Annotated in this window: 17 protein-coding genes and 1 tRNA gene; 4 read left to right on the top strand and 14 right to left on the bottom strand. The window is 40.5% G+C overall.

Features of this window, described 5'->3' with window-relative positions:
• The first annotated feature begins 11 nt into the window (after nt 1-11).
• The 3 genes from WKT08_RS08520 (at nt 12) to serS (ending at nt 2,867) form a co-directional block, all read left to right on the top strand.
• Nucleotides 12-923 carry a PTS system mannose/fructose/sorbose family transporter subunit IID gene (locus tag WKT08_RS08520; RefSeq protein WP_031575187.1) on the top strand — a complete coding sequence of 304 codons (912 nt, stop codon included), beginning with the start codon at nt 12-14 and terminating at the stop codon, nt 921-923.
• Nucleotides 924-1,003: 80 nt separating this feature from the next.
• Nucleotides 1,004-1,372: a DUF956 family protein gene (locus WKT08_RS08515; RefSeq protein ID WP_023920226.1), complete on the top strand. Its 369-nt coding sequence runs from the start codon at nt 1,004-1,006 to the stop codon at nt 1,370-1,372.
• Nucleotides 1,373-1,589: 217 nt separating this feature from the next.
• The gene (gene serS / locus WKT08_RS08510) at nt 1,590-2,867 is read left to right on the top strand and encodes a serine--tRNA ligase (RefSeq protein WP_340281391.1); all 1,278 of its coding nucleotides are present in this window, start codon (nt 1,590-1,592) and stop codon (nt 2,865-2,867) included.
• 42 nt (nt 2,868-2,909) lie between these two features.
• On the opposite strand, the gene WKT08_RS08505 is transcribed toward serS, so the two are convergent.
• The 13 genes from WKT08_RS08505 to fabM form a co-directional block, all read right to left on the bottom strand.
• Nucleotides 2,910-3,680, bottom strand: a complete 771-nt coding sequence (locus WKT08_RS08505) for an acetyl-CoA carboxylase carboxyl transferase subunit alpha (RefSeq protein ID WP_021154504.1) — start codon at nt 3,678-3,680, stop codon at nt 2,910-2,912.
• Nucleotides 3,673-4,539 carry an acetyl-CoA carboxylase, carboxyltransferase subunit beta gene (gene accD, locus WKT08_RS08500; protein WP_021154503.1) on the bottom strand — a complete coding sequence of 289 codons (867 nt, stop codon included), beginning with the start codon at nt 4,537-4,539 and terminating at the stop codon, nt 3,673-3,675. Before accD ends, WKT08_RS08505 begins: the two co-directional genes overlap by 8 nt.
• Before the next feature lie 103 nt (nt 4,540-4,642).
• Nucleotides 4,643-6,007 (bottom strand): acetyl-CoA carboxylase biotin carboxylase subunit, encoded by a 1,365-nt coding sequence (locus WKT08_RS08495; RefSeq protein ID WP_003003860.1) that lies wholly within the window; start codon nt 6,005-6,007, stop codon nt 4,643-4,645.
• Nucleotides 6,008-6,020: 13 nt separating this feature from the next.
• A complete protein-coding gene (gene fabZ / locus WKT08_RS08490; RefSeq protein WP_049490988.1) occupies nt 6,021-6,446 on the bottom strand; it encodes a 3-hydroxyacyl-ACP dehydratase FabZ in 426 nt (141 codons plus the stop codon).
• Nucleotides 6,443-6,931 carry an acetyl-CoA carboxylase biotin carboxyl carrier protein gene (accB, locus tag WKT08_RS08485; RefSeq protein WP_049490989.1) on the bottom strand — a complete coding sequence of 163 codons (489 nt, stop codon included), beginning with the start codon at nt 6,929-6,931 and terminating at the stop codon, nt 6,443-6,445. The genes fabZ and accB overlap by 4 nt, the downstream gene beginning before the upstream one ends.
• 3 nt (nt 6,932-6,934) lie before the next feature.
• Entirely contained in the window at nt 6,935-8,167 is a 1,233-nt protein-coding gene (fabF, locus tag WKT08_RS08480; protein ID WP_340281385.1) for a beta-ketoacyl-ACP synthase II, read from the bottom strand.
• Between the two features lie 61 nt (nt 8,168-8,228).
• Nucleotides 8,229-8,963, bottom strand: a complete 735-nt coding sequence (gene fabG, locus WKT08_RS08475; RefSeq protein ID WP_003010456.1) for a 3-oxoacyl-[acyl-carrier-protein] reductase — start codon at nt 8,961-8,963, stop codon at nt 8,229-8,231.
• A 12-nt stretch (nt 8,964-8,975) separates the two neighbouring features.
• On the bottom strand, nt 8,976-9,896 hold the full coding sequence (gene fabD, locus WKT08_RS08470) for an ACP S-malonyltransferase (protein WP_118228674.1): 921 nt from the start codon (nt 9,894-9,896) through the stop codon (nt 8,976-8,978).
• A 22-nt stretch (nt 9,897-9,918) separates the two neighbouring features.
• Nucleotides 9,919-10,884 (bottom strand): enoyl-[acyl-carrier-protein] reductase FabK, encoded by a 966-nt coding sequence (fabK, locus tag WKT08_RS08465; protein WP_049522748.1) that lies wholly within the window; start codon nt 10,882-10,884, stop codon nt 9,919-9,921.
• Between the two features lie 114 nt (nt 10,885-10,998).
• Nucleotides 10,999-11,223 (bottom strand): acyl carrier protein, encoded by a 225-nt coding sequence (locus WKT08_RS08460; protein ID WP_003003892.1) that lies wholly within the window; start codon nt 11,221-11,223, stop codon nt 10,999-11,001.
• Between the two features lie 58 nt (nt 11,224-11,281).
• Complete coding sequence (locus WKT08_RS08455; protein WP_340281380.1) at nt 11,282-12,256, bottom strand: beta-ketoacyl-ACP synthase III; 975 nt, start codon at nt 12,254-12,256, stop codon at nt 11,282-11,284.
• Entirely contained in the window at nt 12,256-12,690 is a 435-nt protein-coding gene (gene fabT, locus WKT08_RS08450) for a fatty acid biosynthesis transcriptional regulator FabT (protein ID WP_003003993.1), read from the bottom strand. Before fabT ends, WKT08_RS08455 begins: the two co-directional genes overlap by 1 nt.
• Nucleotides 12,691-12,786: 96 nt before the next feature.
• A complete protein-coding gene (gene fabM, locus WKT08_RS08445) occupies nt 12,787-13,578 on the bottom strand; it encodes a trans-2-decenoyl-ACP isomerase (RefSeq protein WP_045760237.1) in 792 nt (263 codons plus the stop codon).
• Nucleotides 13,579-13,818: 240 nt separating this feature from the next.
• On the opposite strand from fabM, the gene WKT08_RS08440 reads away from it, so the two are divergent.
• Nucleotides 13,819-15,174 carry an aspartate kinase gene (locus tag WKT08_RS08440; protein WP_340281378.1) on the top strand — a complete coding sequence of 452 codons (1,356 nt, stop codon included), beginning with the start codon at nt 13,819-13,821 and terminating at the stop codon, nt 15,172-15,174.
• 95 nt (nt 15,175-15,269) lie between these two features.
• Here WKT08_RS08440 and WKT08_RS08435 read toward each other — a convergent pair.
• Nucleotides 15,270-15,343: transfer RNA gene (locus WKT08_RS08435), tRNA-Asn, on the bottom strand.
• Nucleotides 15,344-15,348 lie beyond the last annotated feature (5 nt).

Here is a 15,348-nt window from a genome sequence, read left to right as displayed (position 1 = left end):
GTGACACTATCATGACTGAAAAATTACAATTATCTAAATCAGATCGTCAAAAAGTTTGGTGGCGTTCAACCTTCTTGCAAGGTTCTTGGAACTATGAACGGATGCAAAACTTGGGTTGGGCATACTCATTGATCCCAGCTATCAAAAAACTCTACACAAAGAAAGAAGACCAAGCGGCTGCTCTTGAGCGTCACATGGAATTCTTTAACACTCACCCATACGTTGCCGCTCCTATCATCGGGGTAACGCTTGCTCTTGAAGAAGAAAGAGCAAACGGTGCCGCTATTGACGATGCTGCCATCCAAGGGGTTAAAATTGGTATGATGGGTCCTTTGGCGGGTATCGGAGATCCAGTCTTCTGGTTTACAGTACGTCCTATCCTTGGTGCCCTTGGTGCATCACTTGCTGCGTCTGGTAACATCCTTGGCCCACTCATCTTCTTTATCGCATGGAATGCGATTCGTATGGCCTTCTTGTGGTACACGCAAGAACTTGGTTACAAAGCAGGTTCTGAAATTACCAAAGATATGTCTGGTGGGATCTTGCAAGACATCACTAAAGGGGCTTCTATCCTTGGGATGTTCATCCTCGCTGTCTTGGTAGAACGTTGGGTATCTATTAAATTCGTCTTCAATGTTTCTTCTGTCAAATTAGACGACAAAGCTTATATCCATTGGGATAAACTTCCTGAAGGTTTCAAAGGAATTCAAGAAGCCTTCGCTCAAGTTGGTTCAGGCCTATCTCAAACACCTGAAAAAGTTACAACTTTCCAACAAAACTTGGATTCATTGATTCCTGGTTTGATGGGATTGCTTCTTACTTTTGCTTGTATGTGGTTGTTGAAGAAAAAAGTATCTCCAATCACTATCATCATCGCTCTCTTTGTAATCGGTGTATTAGCACACGTTGCTGGCTTGATGTAAGCAAAGATCAACTAAAAAGAAGGTTTCGGCCTTCTTTTTATTATGATATAATGGAGTGAACAGCAATACAGGAGGATCTCATGGCTCAATCATTGAATAAAACCGTTGAATTCCATACTACAGGGGTTTCTTACCTTGGAGTGGGGGGAAAGGTTGGAAAAATCCTAGTCGGGAATGCCGCTTTTGAATTTTATGCGGATGCAAATGTAGAAGACTACATTCAAATTCCCTGGCAAGAAATCGAGCGAATCGGAGCCAATGTATCCGGACGTAAAATTAGCCGCCATTTTGAAATCTATACCAGAGAATCAAAATTTCTCTTTGCTTCAAAAGACTCTGGAAAAATTTTAAAGATTGCTCGGGAACATCTAGGAAATGATAAAATTGTCAAACTTCCTACGTTGATCCAAATCATCACGGCTAAAATTAAAAATCTATTTGCAAAATAGGATCTTTTCTTGTATAATAGACGCAAACGGATAAGTAAGTTAAGAGGTTCTTTCAGAAAGTCTGCGGTTGCTGCGAGCAGATAGAAATCTTAATTGAAATTCTACCGTTTCTTTAAAATACAATATCGAATCAAGTGCACACCTGTGAAGTTGGATGGAACCGTGGCTCTGCCACTCCAACACTCTAACAGGTGTGTTTTTTGTTAAAGGAGAAGCTATGTTAGATATTAAACGGATTCGTACAGACTTTGATGCGGTTGCTAAAAAATTGGCAACACGTGGCGTAGATGCAGCTATTTTGAATGAAATGAAAGAAATCGATGCTAAACGTCGAGATATCTTAGTCAAAGTAGAAAATCTCAAAGCAGAGCGTAACACTGTATCTGCTGAAATCGCACAAGCTAAACGCAACAAGGAAAATGCAGATGATAAGATTGCTGCCATGCAAACTCTCTCTGCAGAGGTCAAAGCATTGGATACAGAATTATCTGAAATCGATGCAAAATTAACTGAATTCACTACTACCCTTCCAAACATCCCTGCTGATAGTGTCCCTGTTGGAGCGGATGAGGATGACAACGTTGAGGTTCGCCGTTGGGGAACACCGCGCGAATTTGGCTTCGAACCAAAAGCTCACTGGGATTTAGGAGAAGACCTTGATATCCTTGACTGGGAACGCGGGGCTAAAGTCACTGGTGCTCGTTTCCTCTTCTACAAAGGACTTGGAGCTCGCTTAGAACGCGCTATCTACAACTTTATGTTGGACGAACATGGCAAGGAAGGCTACACTGAAGTCATCCCTCCTTACATGGTCAACCATGATTCTATGTTTGGTACTGGTCAGTATCCAAAATTCAAGGAAGACACTTTTGAACTTAGCGATACCAATTATGTCCTCATTCCAACAGCCGAAGTTCCTTTGACAAACTACTACCGCGATGAAATTCTTGATGGGAAAGACCTTCCAATCTATTTCACCGCTATGAGTCCATCATTCCGTTCAGAAGCTGGTTCAGCTGGTCGTGATACTCGTGGATTGATCCGTTTGCACCAATTCCATAAGGTTGAAATGGTGAAGTTTGCTAAACCAGAAGAATCATATGATGAATTGGAAAAAATGGTTGTCAATGCTGAAAATATCCTTCAAAAACTGAATCTTCCATACCGTGTAGTAGCTCTCTCAACAGGAGACATGGGCTTCTCAGCTGCTAAGACTTACGACTTAGAAGTATGGATCCCAGCACAAAATACCTACCGTGAAATCTCAAGCTGTTCCAATACAGAAGATTTCCAAGCTCGTCGTGCGCAAATCCGCTACCGTGACGAAGCAGATGGTAAAGTCAAACTTCTTCACACTTTGAACGGTTCAGGGTTAGCTGTTGGACGTACCGTCGCTGCTATTCTTGAAAACTATCAAAACGAAGATGGTTCTGTAACCATTCCTGAAGTTCTTCGTCCATACATGGGTGGTGCAGAAGTCATCGCACCAAAATAAAGTTTAAAAAAACTGAGTCTTGCAATTTGCAAGCTCAGTTTTTTAATATTTACGAAAACGTTGGTAGCGTTGCTCCAGAAGCTCTTCGAGAGGCAAGGCTTGTAAAACCTTTAACTCTTCCTGTAATTCCTTCTTCACTTGAGCCAGTAGTTCTCCATTTGAAAATCCATGCTCGGGAATCACCTTATCGACAATTTCCATATTTAATAATTCGTGAGAAGTAATCTTCATCAACTCTGCTGCTTCCATAGCACGACTTCCATCTTTCCAAAGAATAGAGGCGAAACCTTCTGGACTCAAGACTGCATAGATGGAGTTCTCAAGCATCCAAACCTTATCTGCTACAGCAAGAGCTAAGGCACCACCAGAACCACCTTCTCCGATGATAATCGCGATAATTGGAACTTTTAAATCACTCATTTCCATAAGGTTACGGGCAATGGCTTCACCTTGTCCTCGTTCTTCAGCACCAACACCAGGATAAGCACCCGCTGTATTGATAAAGGTCACAACTGGACGGCCAAATTTCTCTGCTTGCTTCATGAGGCGCAAAGCTTTTCGATAGCCTTCTGGATGTGGTTGTCCAAAATTACGTTTTAGATTATCCTGAAGATTTTTTCCTTTTTGGATCCCAACGACTGTAACCGTTTGATCGCCTAAGCGTCCAATCCCACCAATCACCGCACCATCATCACGGAAGTTTCGATCTCCATGCAATTCGATAAAATCATCAAAAATTCCTTGAGCAAAATCAAGAGCAGTCAATCTTCCTTGGTCACGTGCTTCTTTAATAATCTGTGTTATTTTACTCATGTTTACCTCCATGAAGGGCCAATAATTGTCCAACTGTTGCTCGGATTTGGCTTCTCTCCACGATCAAGTCTACAAATCCATGTTCTTGTAGAAATTCTGCTTTTTGGAAATCATCTGGCAATTTTTCACGCACAGTTGATTCGATCACGCGACGACCGGCAAACCCGACCAAGGCCTGACTCTCTGCCATGATAATATCACCTTCCATAGCAAATGAGGCTGTCACCCCACCAGTTGTCGGATCTGTCAATACTGTCAAATAGAATAATTTTTCTTTAGAATGATGTTGAACAGCCGCAGAAATCTTTGCCATTTGCATCAAACTCACGATTCCTTCTTGCATCCGAGCACCACCGGAAGCGGTAAAGAGAACAACTGGCAATTTTTCTTTTGTCGCAAATTCAAATAAACGAGTAATTTTTTCACCTACTACAGAACCCATTGAAGCCATGATAAAGTTGGAATCCATGATCCCAAGCGCAACTTTTTGCCCTTTAATCAAGGCAGTGCCAGTTAGGACAGCTTCATCCAGTCCTGTCATTTCCCGAACTGCTGCTAGTTTCTTCTTATAATTTGGGAAATTCAAAGGATCTGTTGTTTCGATTCCTGTAAACATTTCTTCAAAGCTAGCTGGATCCACTGTCAGCGCCAAGCGTTCTTTAGCAGAAATACGGAAGGTATAGCCACAATTCGGGCATACTCGTTCACTACCTAAATCCTTTTGGTAAATGGTATGTTTACAACCTGGGCATTGTGAAAATAGTTCATCAGGAACTTCAGGTTTTGGCTGAGGCTCCTTCCAGGCTGACCTATTCGGATTGATCCGAATATATTTATCTTTTTTAGAAAATAATGCCATTACTTACTCCTTATAATATGCTACAGTATCTGAAGCATTACTATAAAAGCCTGAAACTGTGAAGATGATGTTCATACTTCCCTCACAAGTCCAGGCTTTTTCATCATTCCTTATTATAATTTGGAAGGAATTGTTCCATCAAAAATGCAGTGTCATAATCACCAGCGATCACATGTGAATCTGAAATCAAATCCAACTGGAAACTGCTATTGGTTGTGACACCATCGATTTCCAACTCATAAAGAGCACGCTGCATTTTCATCAGTGCATCAAAGCGATTTTCCCCATGGACAATGATCTTGGCAATCATACTATCATAGTATGGTGGAATCGTATAACCAGGATACACAGCAGAATCCACACGCAAGCCAACCCCACCACTTGGAAGATAGAGATTAGTGATCTTACCTGGGCTTGGTGCAAAGTTAAAGGAAGGATTTTCCGCATTGATCCGGCATTCAATCGCATGACCTTTAATGACAATATCCTCTTGAGTAACGGATAATTCTTGTCCAGCTGCGATTTTAATCTGTTCCTTAACGATATCAACTCCTGTTACAAATTCCGTGACAGGATGCTCTACTTGCACACGGGTATTCATTTCCATAAAGTAGAACTCACCCTTGCCTTCATCATACAAGAATTCAATCGTTCCAGCATTCTCATACCCAACTGATTCAGCAGCCCGAACAGCAGCAGAACCAATTTGATTACGAAGAGTTTTTCCGATAGCAATTGAAGGGGATTCTTCTAAAACCTTTTGGTTATTTCGTTGAAGAGAGCAATCGCGTTCACCTAAGTGAATGACATGTCCATGCTGATCCGCTAAAATCTGTACTTCAATGTGGCGTGCCGGATAAATCACCCGCTCCATATACATGGCACCATTCCCAAAAGCAGCTTGAGCTTCTGAGGAAGCAGATTCAAAAGCAGCAACCAAATCTTCTGGTTTTTCAACCTTCCGAATTCCCTTACCACCGCCTCCTGCAGATGCTTTCAACATCACAGGGTAACCAATACGCTCTGCAATCTCGAGGGCTTCTTCAGCAGTATACACTTCACCATCTGATCCAGGAATAACAGGCACTCCTGCTTTGATCATCTGTTTACGAGCATTAATCTTATCCCCCATCAAATCCATGACTTTAGCAGAAGGACCAATAAATTTAATGCCCACTTCCTCACACATGGTTGCAAATTTTGAGTTTTCACTTAAAAATCCAAAACCAGGGTGGATAGCTTCTGCACCTGTTAAGACAGCTGCAGACAAGACAGCACTCATATTCAAATAAGATTCTGTTGATTTAGCAGGGCCAATACAGACTGCTTCATCCGCTAGTAAGGTATGCAAGGCTTCTTTATCAGCAGTAGAATACACCGCAACCGTCTCGATGCCAAGTTCACGAGCCGCACGAATAATGCGCACTGCAATCTCACCACGATTGGCGATTAAGATCTTACGAAACATAGATAGGCCTTTCTTAATTTCCAATTGCAAAAGTAAGTGTTCCTGAAGCTGCAAGCTTACCGTCTACCTCTGCTTTCGCTTCAACAACAGCAATGGTTCCACGACGTTTGACAAAAGTAGCTGTCATCACCAGTTGATCTCCTGGAACGACTTGTTTTTTAAACTTCACCTTGTCCATCCCTGCATAAAAGACTAATTTCCCTTTATTTTCAGGTTTTGACAACTCTAATACACCTGCTGTTTGTGCCAAAGCTTCCATGATGAGAACACCTGGCATAACAGGATATTGTGGAAAATGTCCATTAAAAAATGGTTCATTAATTGTCACGTTTTTAATGGCAACAATCGTATCTTCGCTTGTTTCTATAACGCGATCCACCAAAAGCATTGGGTAACGATGCGGCAAAGCCTCACGAATAGCATTAATATCAATTGTCATTTGATTCGAACCAATCCTTTTCCAAATTCAACCATTTCTTCATTCGTTACCAAAATTTCAGTGACTACCCCATCTTTTGGTGCTGGGACTTCATTCATCACTTTCATGGCTTCGATAATCAAGAGTGTTTGACCCTTAGTAACTTTGTCTCCTACAGATACAAAGGCTGGTTTATCCGGTGCTGGCGACAAGTAAGCCACCCCAACCAATGGACTTTCAACCACATCACCTTCTGCAGCCTGAGCTGGAGCAGCAACTGGTTCAGCCGCTACAGCTGGAGTTGCTGATGCTTCAACAACAGGGGCTACTACAGGAGTTTGAGGAGCTGCTACCACTTCAACTGCAGGAGCAACCGGTGTAGCCGCAACTGAACTCGTTTGGTTTTTACTCAAATTCAATTCTTCGCCATTATTTTTATATGAGAATTCACGCAAAGTTGACGCATCAAATTGAGCCAACAAATCTTTGATTTCAGAAATATTCATGAATTAACCCTCCCAACGTTTAAAGGCCAGAACAGCATTGTGTCCTCCAAAACCAAAGGTGTTTGAGATAGCGTACTGAATATCAGCTTCTTGGCCTTCACCATAAACAACATTGGCTTCAATGTAGTCAGACAATTCTTTGGTCCCAGCCGTTTTTGGTACAAAGCTATGACGAATAGCTTCGATGGTAGCAATCGCCTCAACTGCACCAGCAGCACCAAGCAAGTGACCAGTAAATGATTTAGTAGATGATACAGGAACTTCTTTACCAAGTACAGAAACGATAGCTCCACTTTCACCTTTTTCATTGGCAGGTGTAGATGTACCATGTGCATTGACATAATCGACATCTTCAGGCTTGATACCAGCTTCATTGATCGCCAATTTAATCGCTTTTGCAGCACCTGAACCGTCTGGTGTTGGCGTTGTCATATGGTAGGCATCACAGTTTGAACCGTAACCAACAATCTCAGCTAAAATATTAGCACCACGTTTTTGGGCATGTTCCAAACTTTCGATGACAAGAACCCCTGCACCTTCCCCCATCACAAAACCATTGCGGTCTTTGTCAAATGGAATAGATGAGCGTTCTGGGTCTTCCGTTGTTGAAAGGGCCGTAAGGGCATTGAAACCACCGATACCAATCTTAGTAATTGAAGCCTCTGAACCACCGGCTAAAACAACATCATGGAACCCAAATTTAATTTCGCGGAAGGCTTCACCAATGGCATCATTAGCAGAAGCACAAGCTGTTGTCACGGATTTACATACCCCTTGAGCCCCAATCTTAAGTGCGATGTTTCCAGCACCCATGTTTGAAAGAGCTTTTGGAATAAACATTGGTTGGATTCTCTTCATCCCACGTTCATGCATCCGGATAATTTGGTCTTCCAATTCTTGCAAACCACCGATACCAGATGATACAATCACACCTACACGATCGCGGTCTTCTTCTTCCATGTTCAAGCCTGAATTTTCAATAGCTTCCATCGCAGCATAGATTGCATACAATGAGTAAGTATCCATACGATTTTGATCTTTTTTCACGAAATATTTATCGAATGGGAAATCTTGAATTTCACCAGCATTAAAGACTGGAATTTCAGAAGCATCAAATTTTGTAATGGGCTTGATTCCAATTTTTCCTTCATGAAGGCTATTCCAGAACTCCTCTGGTGTATTTCCGATTGGTGAGGTTACACCGTAACCTGTAACAACAACACGATTTGTAGACATATATATTCTCCTTTTGTCGGATGGATATTTAAGTAAGTGATTTTCGATCAGTGAGCATTCATTATTGCATAGTCATGCCGCCATCAATAGCAATTGTTTGACCAGTTAAATATTCTTGACCTGCTAAGAAAGCCGCAACTTCAGCTACTTCTTCTGCTTGACCAATACGTTTCATTGGCACTTGAGCTAGCATGGCATCTTTCATTTTCTCTGGAATAGCGTCAGTCATATCTGATTCAATGAAACCAGGAGCGATAGCATTGACACGGACACCACGGGCCGCAACTTCACGCGCTACTGATTTAGTGAAACCGATCAAACCAGCTTTTGAAGCCGCATAGTTAGCTTGACCGATATTCCCCATGAGACCTACAACAGATGACATATTGATGATGGCCCCTTGACGCGCCTTAGACATTGGTTTCAAGACAGCTTGTGTCATATTGAAGGCACCAGTCAAGTTGATTTTCAAAACCCGTTCAAAATCTTCTTCAGTCATCTTCAACATCAACTTGTCGTTTGTAATCCCAGCGTTATTGACCAAAACATCAACACTACCAAGCTTTTCAATAGCTTCAGCAACCATACGTTGCGCATCTTCGCCATTCGAAATATCCCCAGAAATACCAACAACAGTCACACCATAGTCAGCAAACTGTGCAAGCAAGTCCTCAGAAATTTCAGAACGTCCATTTAGGACAACGTTGGCACCGAGACTCGCAAATTTATGAGCCACAGCCAATCCAATTCCGCGTGTTGAACCTGTTACAAAAACATTTTTATTTTTAAGTTCCATCTTTACCTCGTTTTAAGCATTCAGAAGAGCATCTAGACTAGCCTGATCTTCGACGTTATGAGTTGGAAGAGTTTTATCAATTTTCTTCAAGAATCCTGACAAGACTTTTCCAGGTCCGATCTCAATGACTTCATCTACACCAAAGTCTTGAATCGTAGCAATCGAATCATAGAAACGAACCGGTTCTTTTACTTGACGGGCCAAAAGTGCTTTTACATCTTCTGACTTCATGATAGTCGCTTCTGTATTCCCAACTAAAGGAAGATCAAAATCATTAAATGATACTTTTTCTAGTTCAGCCGCCAATTTTTGACTAGCAGATTCCAGTAAGGCTGTGTGGAATGGACCTGACACATTCAAAGGGATCAAGCGTTTAGCACCTGCTTCCTTCAATAGTTCCACAGCATAGTCCACAGCCGCAACTTCACCACCAATCACAATTTGTGCTGGAGTATTGTAGTTAGCTGGTGTTACTACACCCTTTTCAGATGCTTGTTGACAGATTTCTTCAATCAAACTTGGATCTGTATTCATGACAGCAACCATTTTTCCACTTCCAGCAGGAGCAGCTGTTTCCATAAATTCTCCACGTTTTGCAACCAAAGCTACTGCATCTTCAAACGAAAGAGCTCCAGCCGCAACAAGGGCAGAATATTCCCCCAAAGAGAGGCCGGCAACAATATCAGGAGTGATACCATTTTCTGCTAAGAGACGATAAATGGCTACTGACGTTGTCAAAATAGCTGGTTGAGTATAGCGTGTCTGATTCAGTTTTTCTTCGTTAGAATCAATCAATTCACGCAAATCATAACCTAGAATACGACTAGCCGTATCAAATGTCTCTTTAACAACGGGATAAGCCGCATACAAATCGCTCGCCATGCCCAATTTCTGAGCCCCTTGACCAGCAAATAAGAACGCACGTTTTGTCACTATCCTAATCCTTTCGACGTTTTTAGACGTTTACATCTGCCCAACGAGCAGCCTCTCTTTGAATCACCTTGGCTGCTCCATAATAGATATCTTCTAGAATTTCAGCACAAGTTTCTTCCTTGCTGACAAGCCCAGCAATTTGACCTGCCATTACAGATCCATTGTCAACATCTCCATCAACAACGGCATTGCGAAGGGCACCTGCTCCTAATTCTTCAATTTCTTCTTGAGTCTTCTTACCTGCCAAGAAATCTTTTTCAGCTTGGTTATAGGCAGAAGCCAATTTATTCTTGATCGCACGAACAGGGTGTCCAACAACTGATGCTGAAACTACCGTATCAATATCTTTCGCTTTCAAGATTTTATTCTTAAAGTTTTGGTGAGCATTAGATTCTTTAGCAACCACGAAACGAGTTCCCACCTGAACAGCTTCGGCACCTAACATAAAGACAGCTGCAGCTCCGGCACCATCAGCGACACCTCCAGCACCAATTACTGGAATAGAAACAGCTTCAACCACTTGACGAACCAAGGTCATGGTCGTCAATTTACCAATGTGACCTCCAGCTTCCATCCCTTCTGCAATCACTGCATCGGCACCCAATTTTTCCATCCGTTTTGCAAGGGCAACAGATGGAACAACTGGAATGACAGTGATCCCTGCTTCATGGAAACGATCCATGTATTTCCCAGGATTTCCAGCTCCAGTTGTAACAACTTTTACACCTTCTTCAATCACCAGGTCGACAATATCATCTGCAAATGGGGACAAGAGCATGATATTCACGCCAAAAGGCTTATCAGTAATAGACTTCACCTTATCAATATTGGCCTTTACAACTTCTTTTGGAGCGTTCCCGCCACCAATGATTCCAAGACCACCGGCATTTGATACTGCTCCAGCCAAGTCGCCATCAGCCACCCAAGCCATCCCACCTTGGAAGATCGGATATTTAATATTCAATAGTTCAGTAATTCGTGTTTGCATTATACCTACCTCTTTTTTCGCTTAAGTAATAGTTTGAAATTAAAAGATTGTTTCTTTGAGCCTCAAACTATTACCTAAACAAGAGAGAATATCTTTCGATACTCTCATCTATCATTATTTTGTTTTTTCTTCTACGTAAGCGACAAGGTCACCAACTGTAGACAATCCTTCTTCAGTTTCGATTTGGATGTCAAAAGCATCTTCAATTTCAGAGATAACTTGGAACAAATCCAATGAATCTGCTTCTAAATCTTCGAATGTAGATTCAAGAGTTACTTCTGATGGTTCTTTACCAAGTTCTTCAACGATAATTTCTTGTACTTTTTCAAATACTGCCATGATAGGCCTCCTTAAAAAATAATATATAAATTTTTAAAATGTGTTTCCACATGTTTAACTAGATTGTAACAAGAAGTGTGCCCCATGTCAAACCTCCACCGAATCCTGTCAGAAGAATTTTTTGACTTCCATCCATCTTGATTCGATGATTCTCGACACACTCCGATAATAGAATAGGGATACTAGCAGCACTAGTGTTCCCATATTCCATCATATTTGCTGGGATTTTCTCTCTAGAGACACCCAGCTTCTTTGACATCTTATCTAACATTCGGTCATTCGCCTGGTGTAACAGAAAAAAGTCAATCTCTTCTGCTTCCATAGAGGCGTCTGCTATCATTTTTTGAATACTTTTCGTTACATCACGAATGGCAAAATCAAAAACTGCCCGTCCATCCATTGTCAGATACCTTCGATCAGAAACTTCATCTGAGTAAGGGGAAGACAGACCCAAATAGCAAGACTCAAGACTAGCACCTCGACTACCATCTGTAAAAAGATTTTCAGCCAAAAACGATTTTTGATCGCTCGCTTCAAGCAAGACACCACCAGCTCCATCTCCAAAAAGGACTGAAGTAGAACGGTCTGACCAGTCTAATACTTTTGAAAGCGTCTCACTACCGATCACAATTCCTCGCTGGTACATACCTGAAGAAATGTATTTTTCAGCAGTCGCTAAAGCAAATACAAATCCGCTACATGCTGCAGTCAGATCAAAGGCAAAAGCTCTAGAAGCACCAATATTAGCTTGTACCCGGGCTGCAGTTGATGGCATTAAGCTGTCTGGAGTAATCGTAGCCACAAGGATGAAATCAATTTTCTCAGCGTCTAAGTTTGCTTTTGCTAATAATCTTTGTGCAACGACTGTTGCTAGATCACTTGTCGTCTCATCTTTTGAAATGTGACGCCGAAGGATACCTGTCCGACTACTGATCCATTCATCACTTGTATCCATGATCTCAGCCAAATCATCATTTGATACGACTTGGTCAGGTGCATAATGAGCAACTTGACTAATTTTAGCAAAGACCATTATTTAATTTCCTCCAAGAAACGATACAGATTTTGCAATCCTTTTTGCATCACTTTCTTCTCTTCGGGACTCATATCTCCAATAATCTGGTTGACCATCCGTTTATGGAATTGCTGATGAAGACGATAAAGTAGACGACCGTTCTTCGTTAAACTCAAGTGTACAACCCGGCGATCAACTTCCGATCTTCTTCTTTCGATATACCCTTTGCGCTCAAGATTATTCAAACTTGTCGTGACAGTCCCCAAAGTCACCATCAACTCCCGTGAAATATCACTCGGGGTTGCATTCGGTGTCGAACCAATCACATCGATCGTATGCATTTCTTTAATAGAAACATCTTTGAATCGACTTGCTCTTAGGCTCGACTCCTCAATAACCAAAACATTATTAAAGATGGATGTTAAATAGTCGTTAACTAATTGGTAATTCAAAACTCCACCTCCTAATTTTACTTTGATAGTCAAATTTTATCAAAAATGAAAATAATTTGCAAGCATTTTTTCACAAAACATAGAAAAATTACAAATTTATTTTCCTTTAAATTGTGGCCGACGTTTCTCAGAGTAGGCAATAACCCCTTCCTTGAAATCTTCTGTAAATGCTAGTTTCTTTTGCAAATCCAATTCAAGACCCGCATATTGGTCCCATTCTTTCAAGAATGCTTCCCAAACCATTTCTTTCATGGCAGCATAAGAATTTGAAGATCCTCTTCTTAATTTTTTAAGCAATTGCTCAACTGTTTTATCGAGTCTTTCAGATTCACAAACACGATAAGCTAGGCCATAATCAAATGCCTTTTCAGCAGTCAAGGCTTCACCCGTCATTACTAAATGAGTAGCCCGAGACATGCCAATGGCTTTTCCTAACAAGAATAACCCACCCGCATCCGGTGCTAAACCAACCCCAACAAAGGCTTGGATAAATTTAGTACGATCACTAATAATACAAAAATCAACAGCTACTGCAATGTTAGCAGCTGCTCCAGCAACCGCTCCATCTGCCATCATAATAACCGGTTTTGGCAATTGCTTGATTTTCTTTGAAATCGTATTAACTAATTCGGCAATTAAAACAAGAGACTCGATGTCATCCGCATCGACTGCGCGTTTCATTTCGCTTAAATCTCCACCAACTGAAAAGATTTTCCCTTCTGCTGATAGAATAATGAATTTTACTTCCTCATTTTTTTCTGCATCTTCCAGGGCAGCTAAAATTTCCTGACACATTGGAATGTTAAAACCATTGGATACTTCAGGACGATTTAAAGAGATTGTCGCGAGGTCGTTTTCGACAGAATACAAAATTGTTTCAAACATCACAGACTCCTTTTGTTTAAATATAAAATATTTTGATATTAAAACTTTTGAATTATAACATATCATACCACAAAAAAGTAAAATAGTAAAATATATCTATAAGATGTAACAAAATTGTAAAATTTGAATAATTACAATTTCTCTCCTCTACAGAATCAATTATTTTATGCCCTATCTGTAAATACATTGTATCAATAACTGAACTTTGATATAATGTATTAATGAAACTATTAAGGAGAAAATATGAAAGTAACTAAATTCGGTGGAAGTTCTCTAGCATCAGCTTCTCAATTAAAAAAAGTACTTGATATCATTAAAGATGATCCAGAAAGAAGATTTGTAGTTGTATCAGCTCCAGGCAAACGCAACGCTGAAGATACAAAAGTAACAGACGCTCTGATCCGGTATTATAAAGAATTTACTTCAGATAAGGATGTCACACAAACACAACAGTGGATTATTGAACGTTATCGTGCCATTACAGAAGAATTGGGTCTCAAAGATTCCATTATTCAAGAAATTGCTGAAGATATCTATGATTTAACAAATTTACCTAAAAAAGGGAATCCATTCACATACGATGCATTCCTAGCAGCAGGCGAAAATAACAATGCTAAACTCATTGCTGCTTATTTCAATCAAAATGGATTAGAAGCAAGATACATCCATCCAAAAGAGGCAGGGATTACAGTCACTGCAGAACCTTCCAACGCTCGTATATTACCATCTAGTTACGATAAAATTGAAGAACTAAAAGAGTCAAGTGAAGTGATTGTCATTCCAGGATTCTTTGGTGTTACTCAAGATGGTAATATTTGTACATTTTCTCGTGGTGGATCTGATATTACTGGATCGATCATTGCAGCAGGTGTAAAAGCAGACTTATACGAAAACTTTACAGACGTAAATGGTATCTTTGCAGCACATCCAGGTATTATTAAACACCCACATTCTATTCCTGAATTAACCTACAAAGAAATGCGTGAATTAGCCTATGCTGGTTTTTCAGTCTTACATGATGAAGCACTTGTTCCAGCATACAGAGGTAAAATTCCATTAGTCATTAAAAATACAAATAATCCAGACCACCCTGGAACCCGCATTGTTTTGGAACATTCAAATGATCATGTGACTGTTGTAGGGATCGCAGGTGATTCAGGATTCGTTAGTATTAACACTACAAAATACCTTATGAACCGCGAAGTCGGTTTTGGTCGAAAAGTCCTTCAAATTTTAGAAGATCTCAATATCAGTTGGGAACATATGCCAACAGGAATTGATGATTTATCCATCATTTTGCGTTCACGTGAACTGACTCCAATCAAAGAACAAGAGATTCTGAAACAATTAACACAAAAGCTAGAAGTTGACACAGCCGAAATTGAACATGATCTTTCTATCATTATGATTGTTGGTGAGAAAATGAAGAGTCAGGTAGGGGTTACTGCCACTGCAGCCAAAGCACTATCAGAAAATGAAGTGAATATTCAAATGATCTCGCAAGGTTCTAGTGAAGTTTCCATTATGTTCGTTGTAAGTAAAGATCAAGAAGAAAAAGCAATTAAAGCCTTATATCAAGCATTTTTCCCAAATAACTAAATAGAGAAAAGCTCCGTTAACTAAACGGAGCTTTAATTAACATTAAAATGAAAAGTAAAAAAAGAGATCAATTACTTGATCTCTTTTATTCTATACTCCGCCAGTAGGACTCGAACCTACGACATCATGATTAACAGTCATGCGCTACTACCAACTGAGCTATGGCGGAATCAA

Origin of the sequence: Streptococcus sp. HCA-5024, assembly GCF_037890265.1 — a bacterium.
GTDB classification, from domain to species: Bacteria; Bacillota; Bacilli; order Lactobacillales; family Streptococcaceae; genus Streptococcus; species Streptococcus lingualis.
The sequence above is the reverse complement of the archived record's forward strand: the minus strand, read 5'-3'. Positions and strand labels throughout refer to the sequence as shown.

Excerpts from the sequence above, each read along its gene's own strand:
- fabK (WP_049522748.1), bottom strand. The coding sequence starts at position 10,884 with ATGCAAACACGAATTACTGAACTATTGAATATTAAATATCCGATCTTC.
- fabF (WP_340281385.1), bottom strand. The coding sequence starts at position 8,167 with ATGTCTACAAATCGTGTTGTTGTTACAGGTTACGGTGTAACCTCACCA.
- fabZ (WP_049490988.1), bottom strand. The coding sequence starts at position 6,446 with ATGACAATTGATATTAATGCTATTCGTGAGGCTTTGCCGCATCGTTAC.
- serS (WP_340281391.1), top strand. The coding sequence starts at position 1,590 with ATGTTAGATATTAAACGGATTCGTACAGACTTTGATGCGGTTGCTAAA.
- WKT08_RS08460 (WP_003003892.1), bottom strand. The coding sequence starts at position 11,223 with ATGGCAGTATTTGAAAAAGTACAAGAAATTATCGTTGAAGAACTTGGT.
- fabG (WP_003010456.1), bottom strand. The coding sequence starts at position 8,963 with ATGGAACTTAAAAATAAAAATGTTTTTGTAACAGGTTCAACACGCGGA.
- WKT08_RS08495 (WP_003003860.1), bottom strand. The coding sequence starts at position 6,007 with ATGTTTCGTAAGATCTTAATCGCCAATCGTGGTGAGATTGCAGTGCGC.
- WKT08_RS08440 (WP_340281378.1), top strand. The coding sequence starts at position 13,819 with ATGAAAGTAACTAAATTCGGTGGAAGTTCTCTAGCATCAGCTTCTCAA.
- WKT08_RS08505 (WP_021154504.1), bottom strand. The coding sequence starts at position 3,680 with ATGAGTAAAATAACACAGATTATTAAAGAAGCACGTGACCAAGGAAGA.
- accB (WP_049490989.1), bottom strand. The coding sequence starts at position 6,931 with ATGAATATTTCTGAAATCAAAGATTTGTTGGCTCAATTTGATGCGTCA.
- WKT08_RS08455 (WP_340281380.1), bottom strand. The coding sequence starts at position 12,256 with ATGGTCTTTGCTAAAATTAGTCAAGTTGCTCATTATGCACCTGACCAA.
- WKT08_RS08515 (WP_023920226.1), top strand. The coding sequence starts at position 1,004 with ATGGCTCAATCATTGAATAAAACCGTTGAATTCCATACTACAGGGGTT.
- accD (WP_021154503.1), bottom strand. The coding sequence starts at position 4,539 with ATGGCATTATTTTCTAAAAAAGATAAATATATTCGGATCAATCCGAAT.
- WKT08_RS08520 (WP_031575187.1), top strand. The coding sequence starts at position 12 with ATGACTGAAAAATTACAATTATCTAAATCAGATCGTCAAAAAGTTTGG.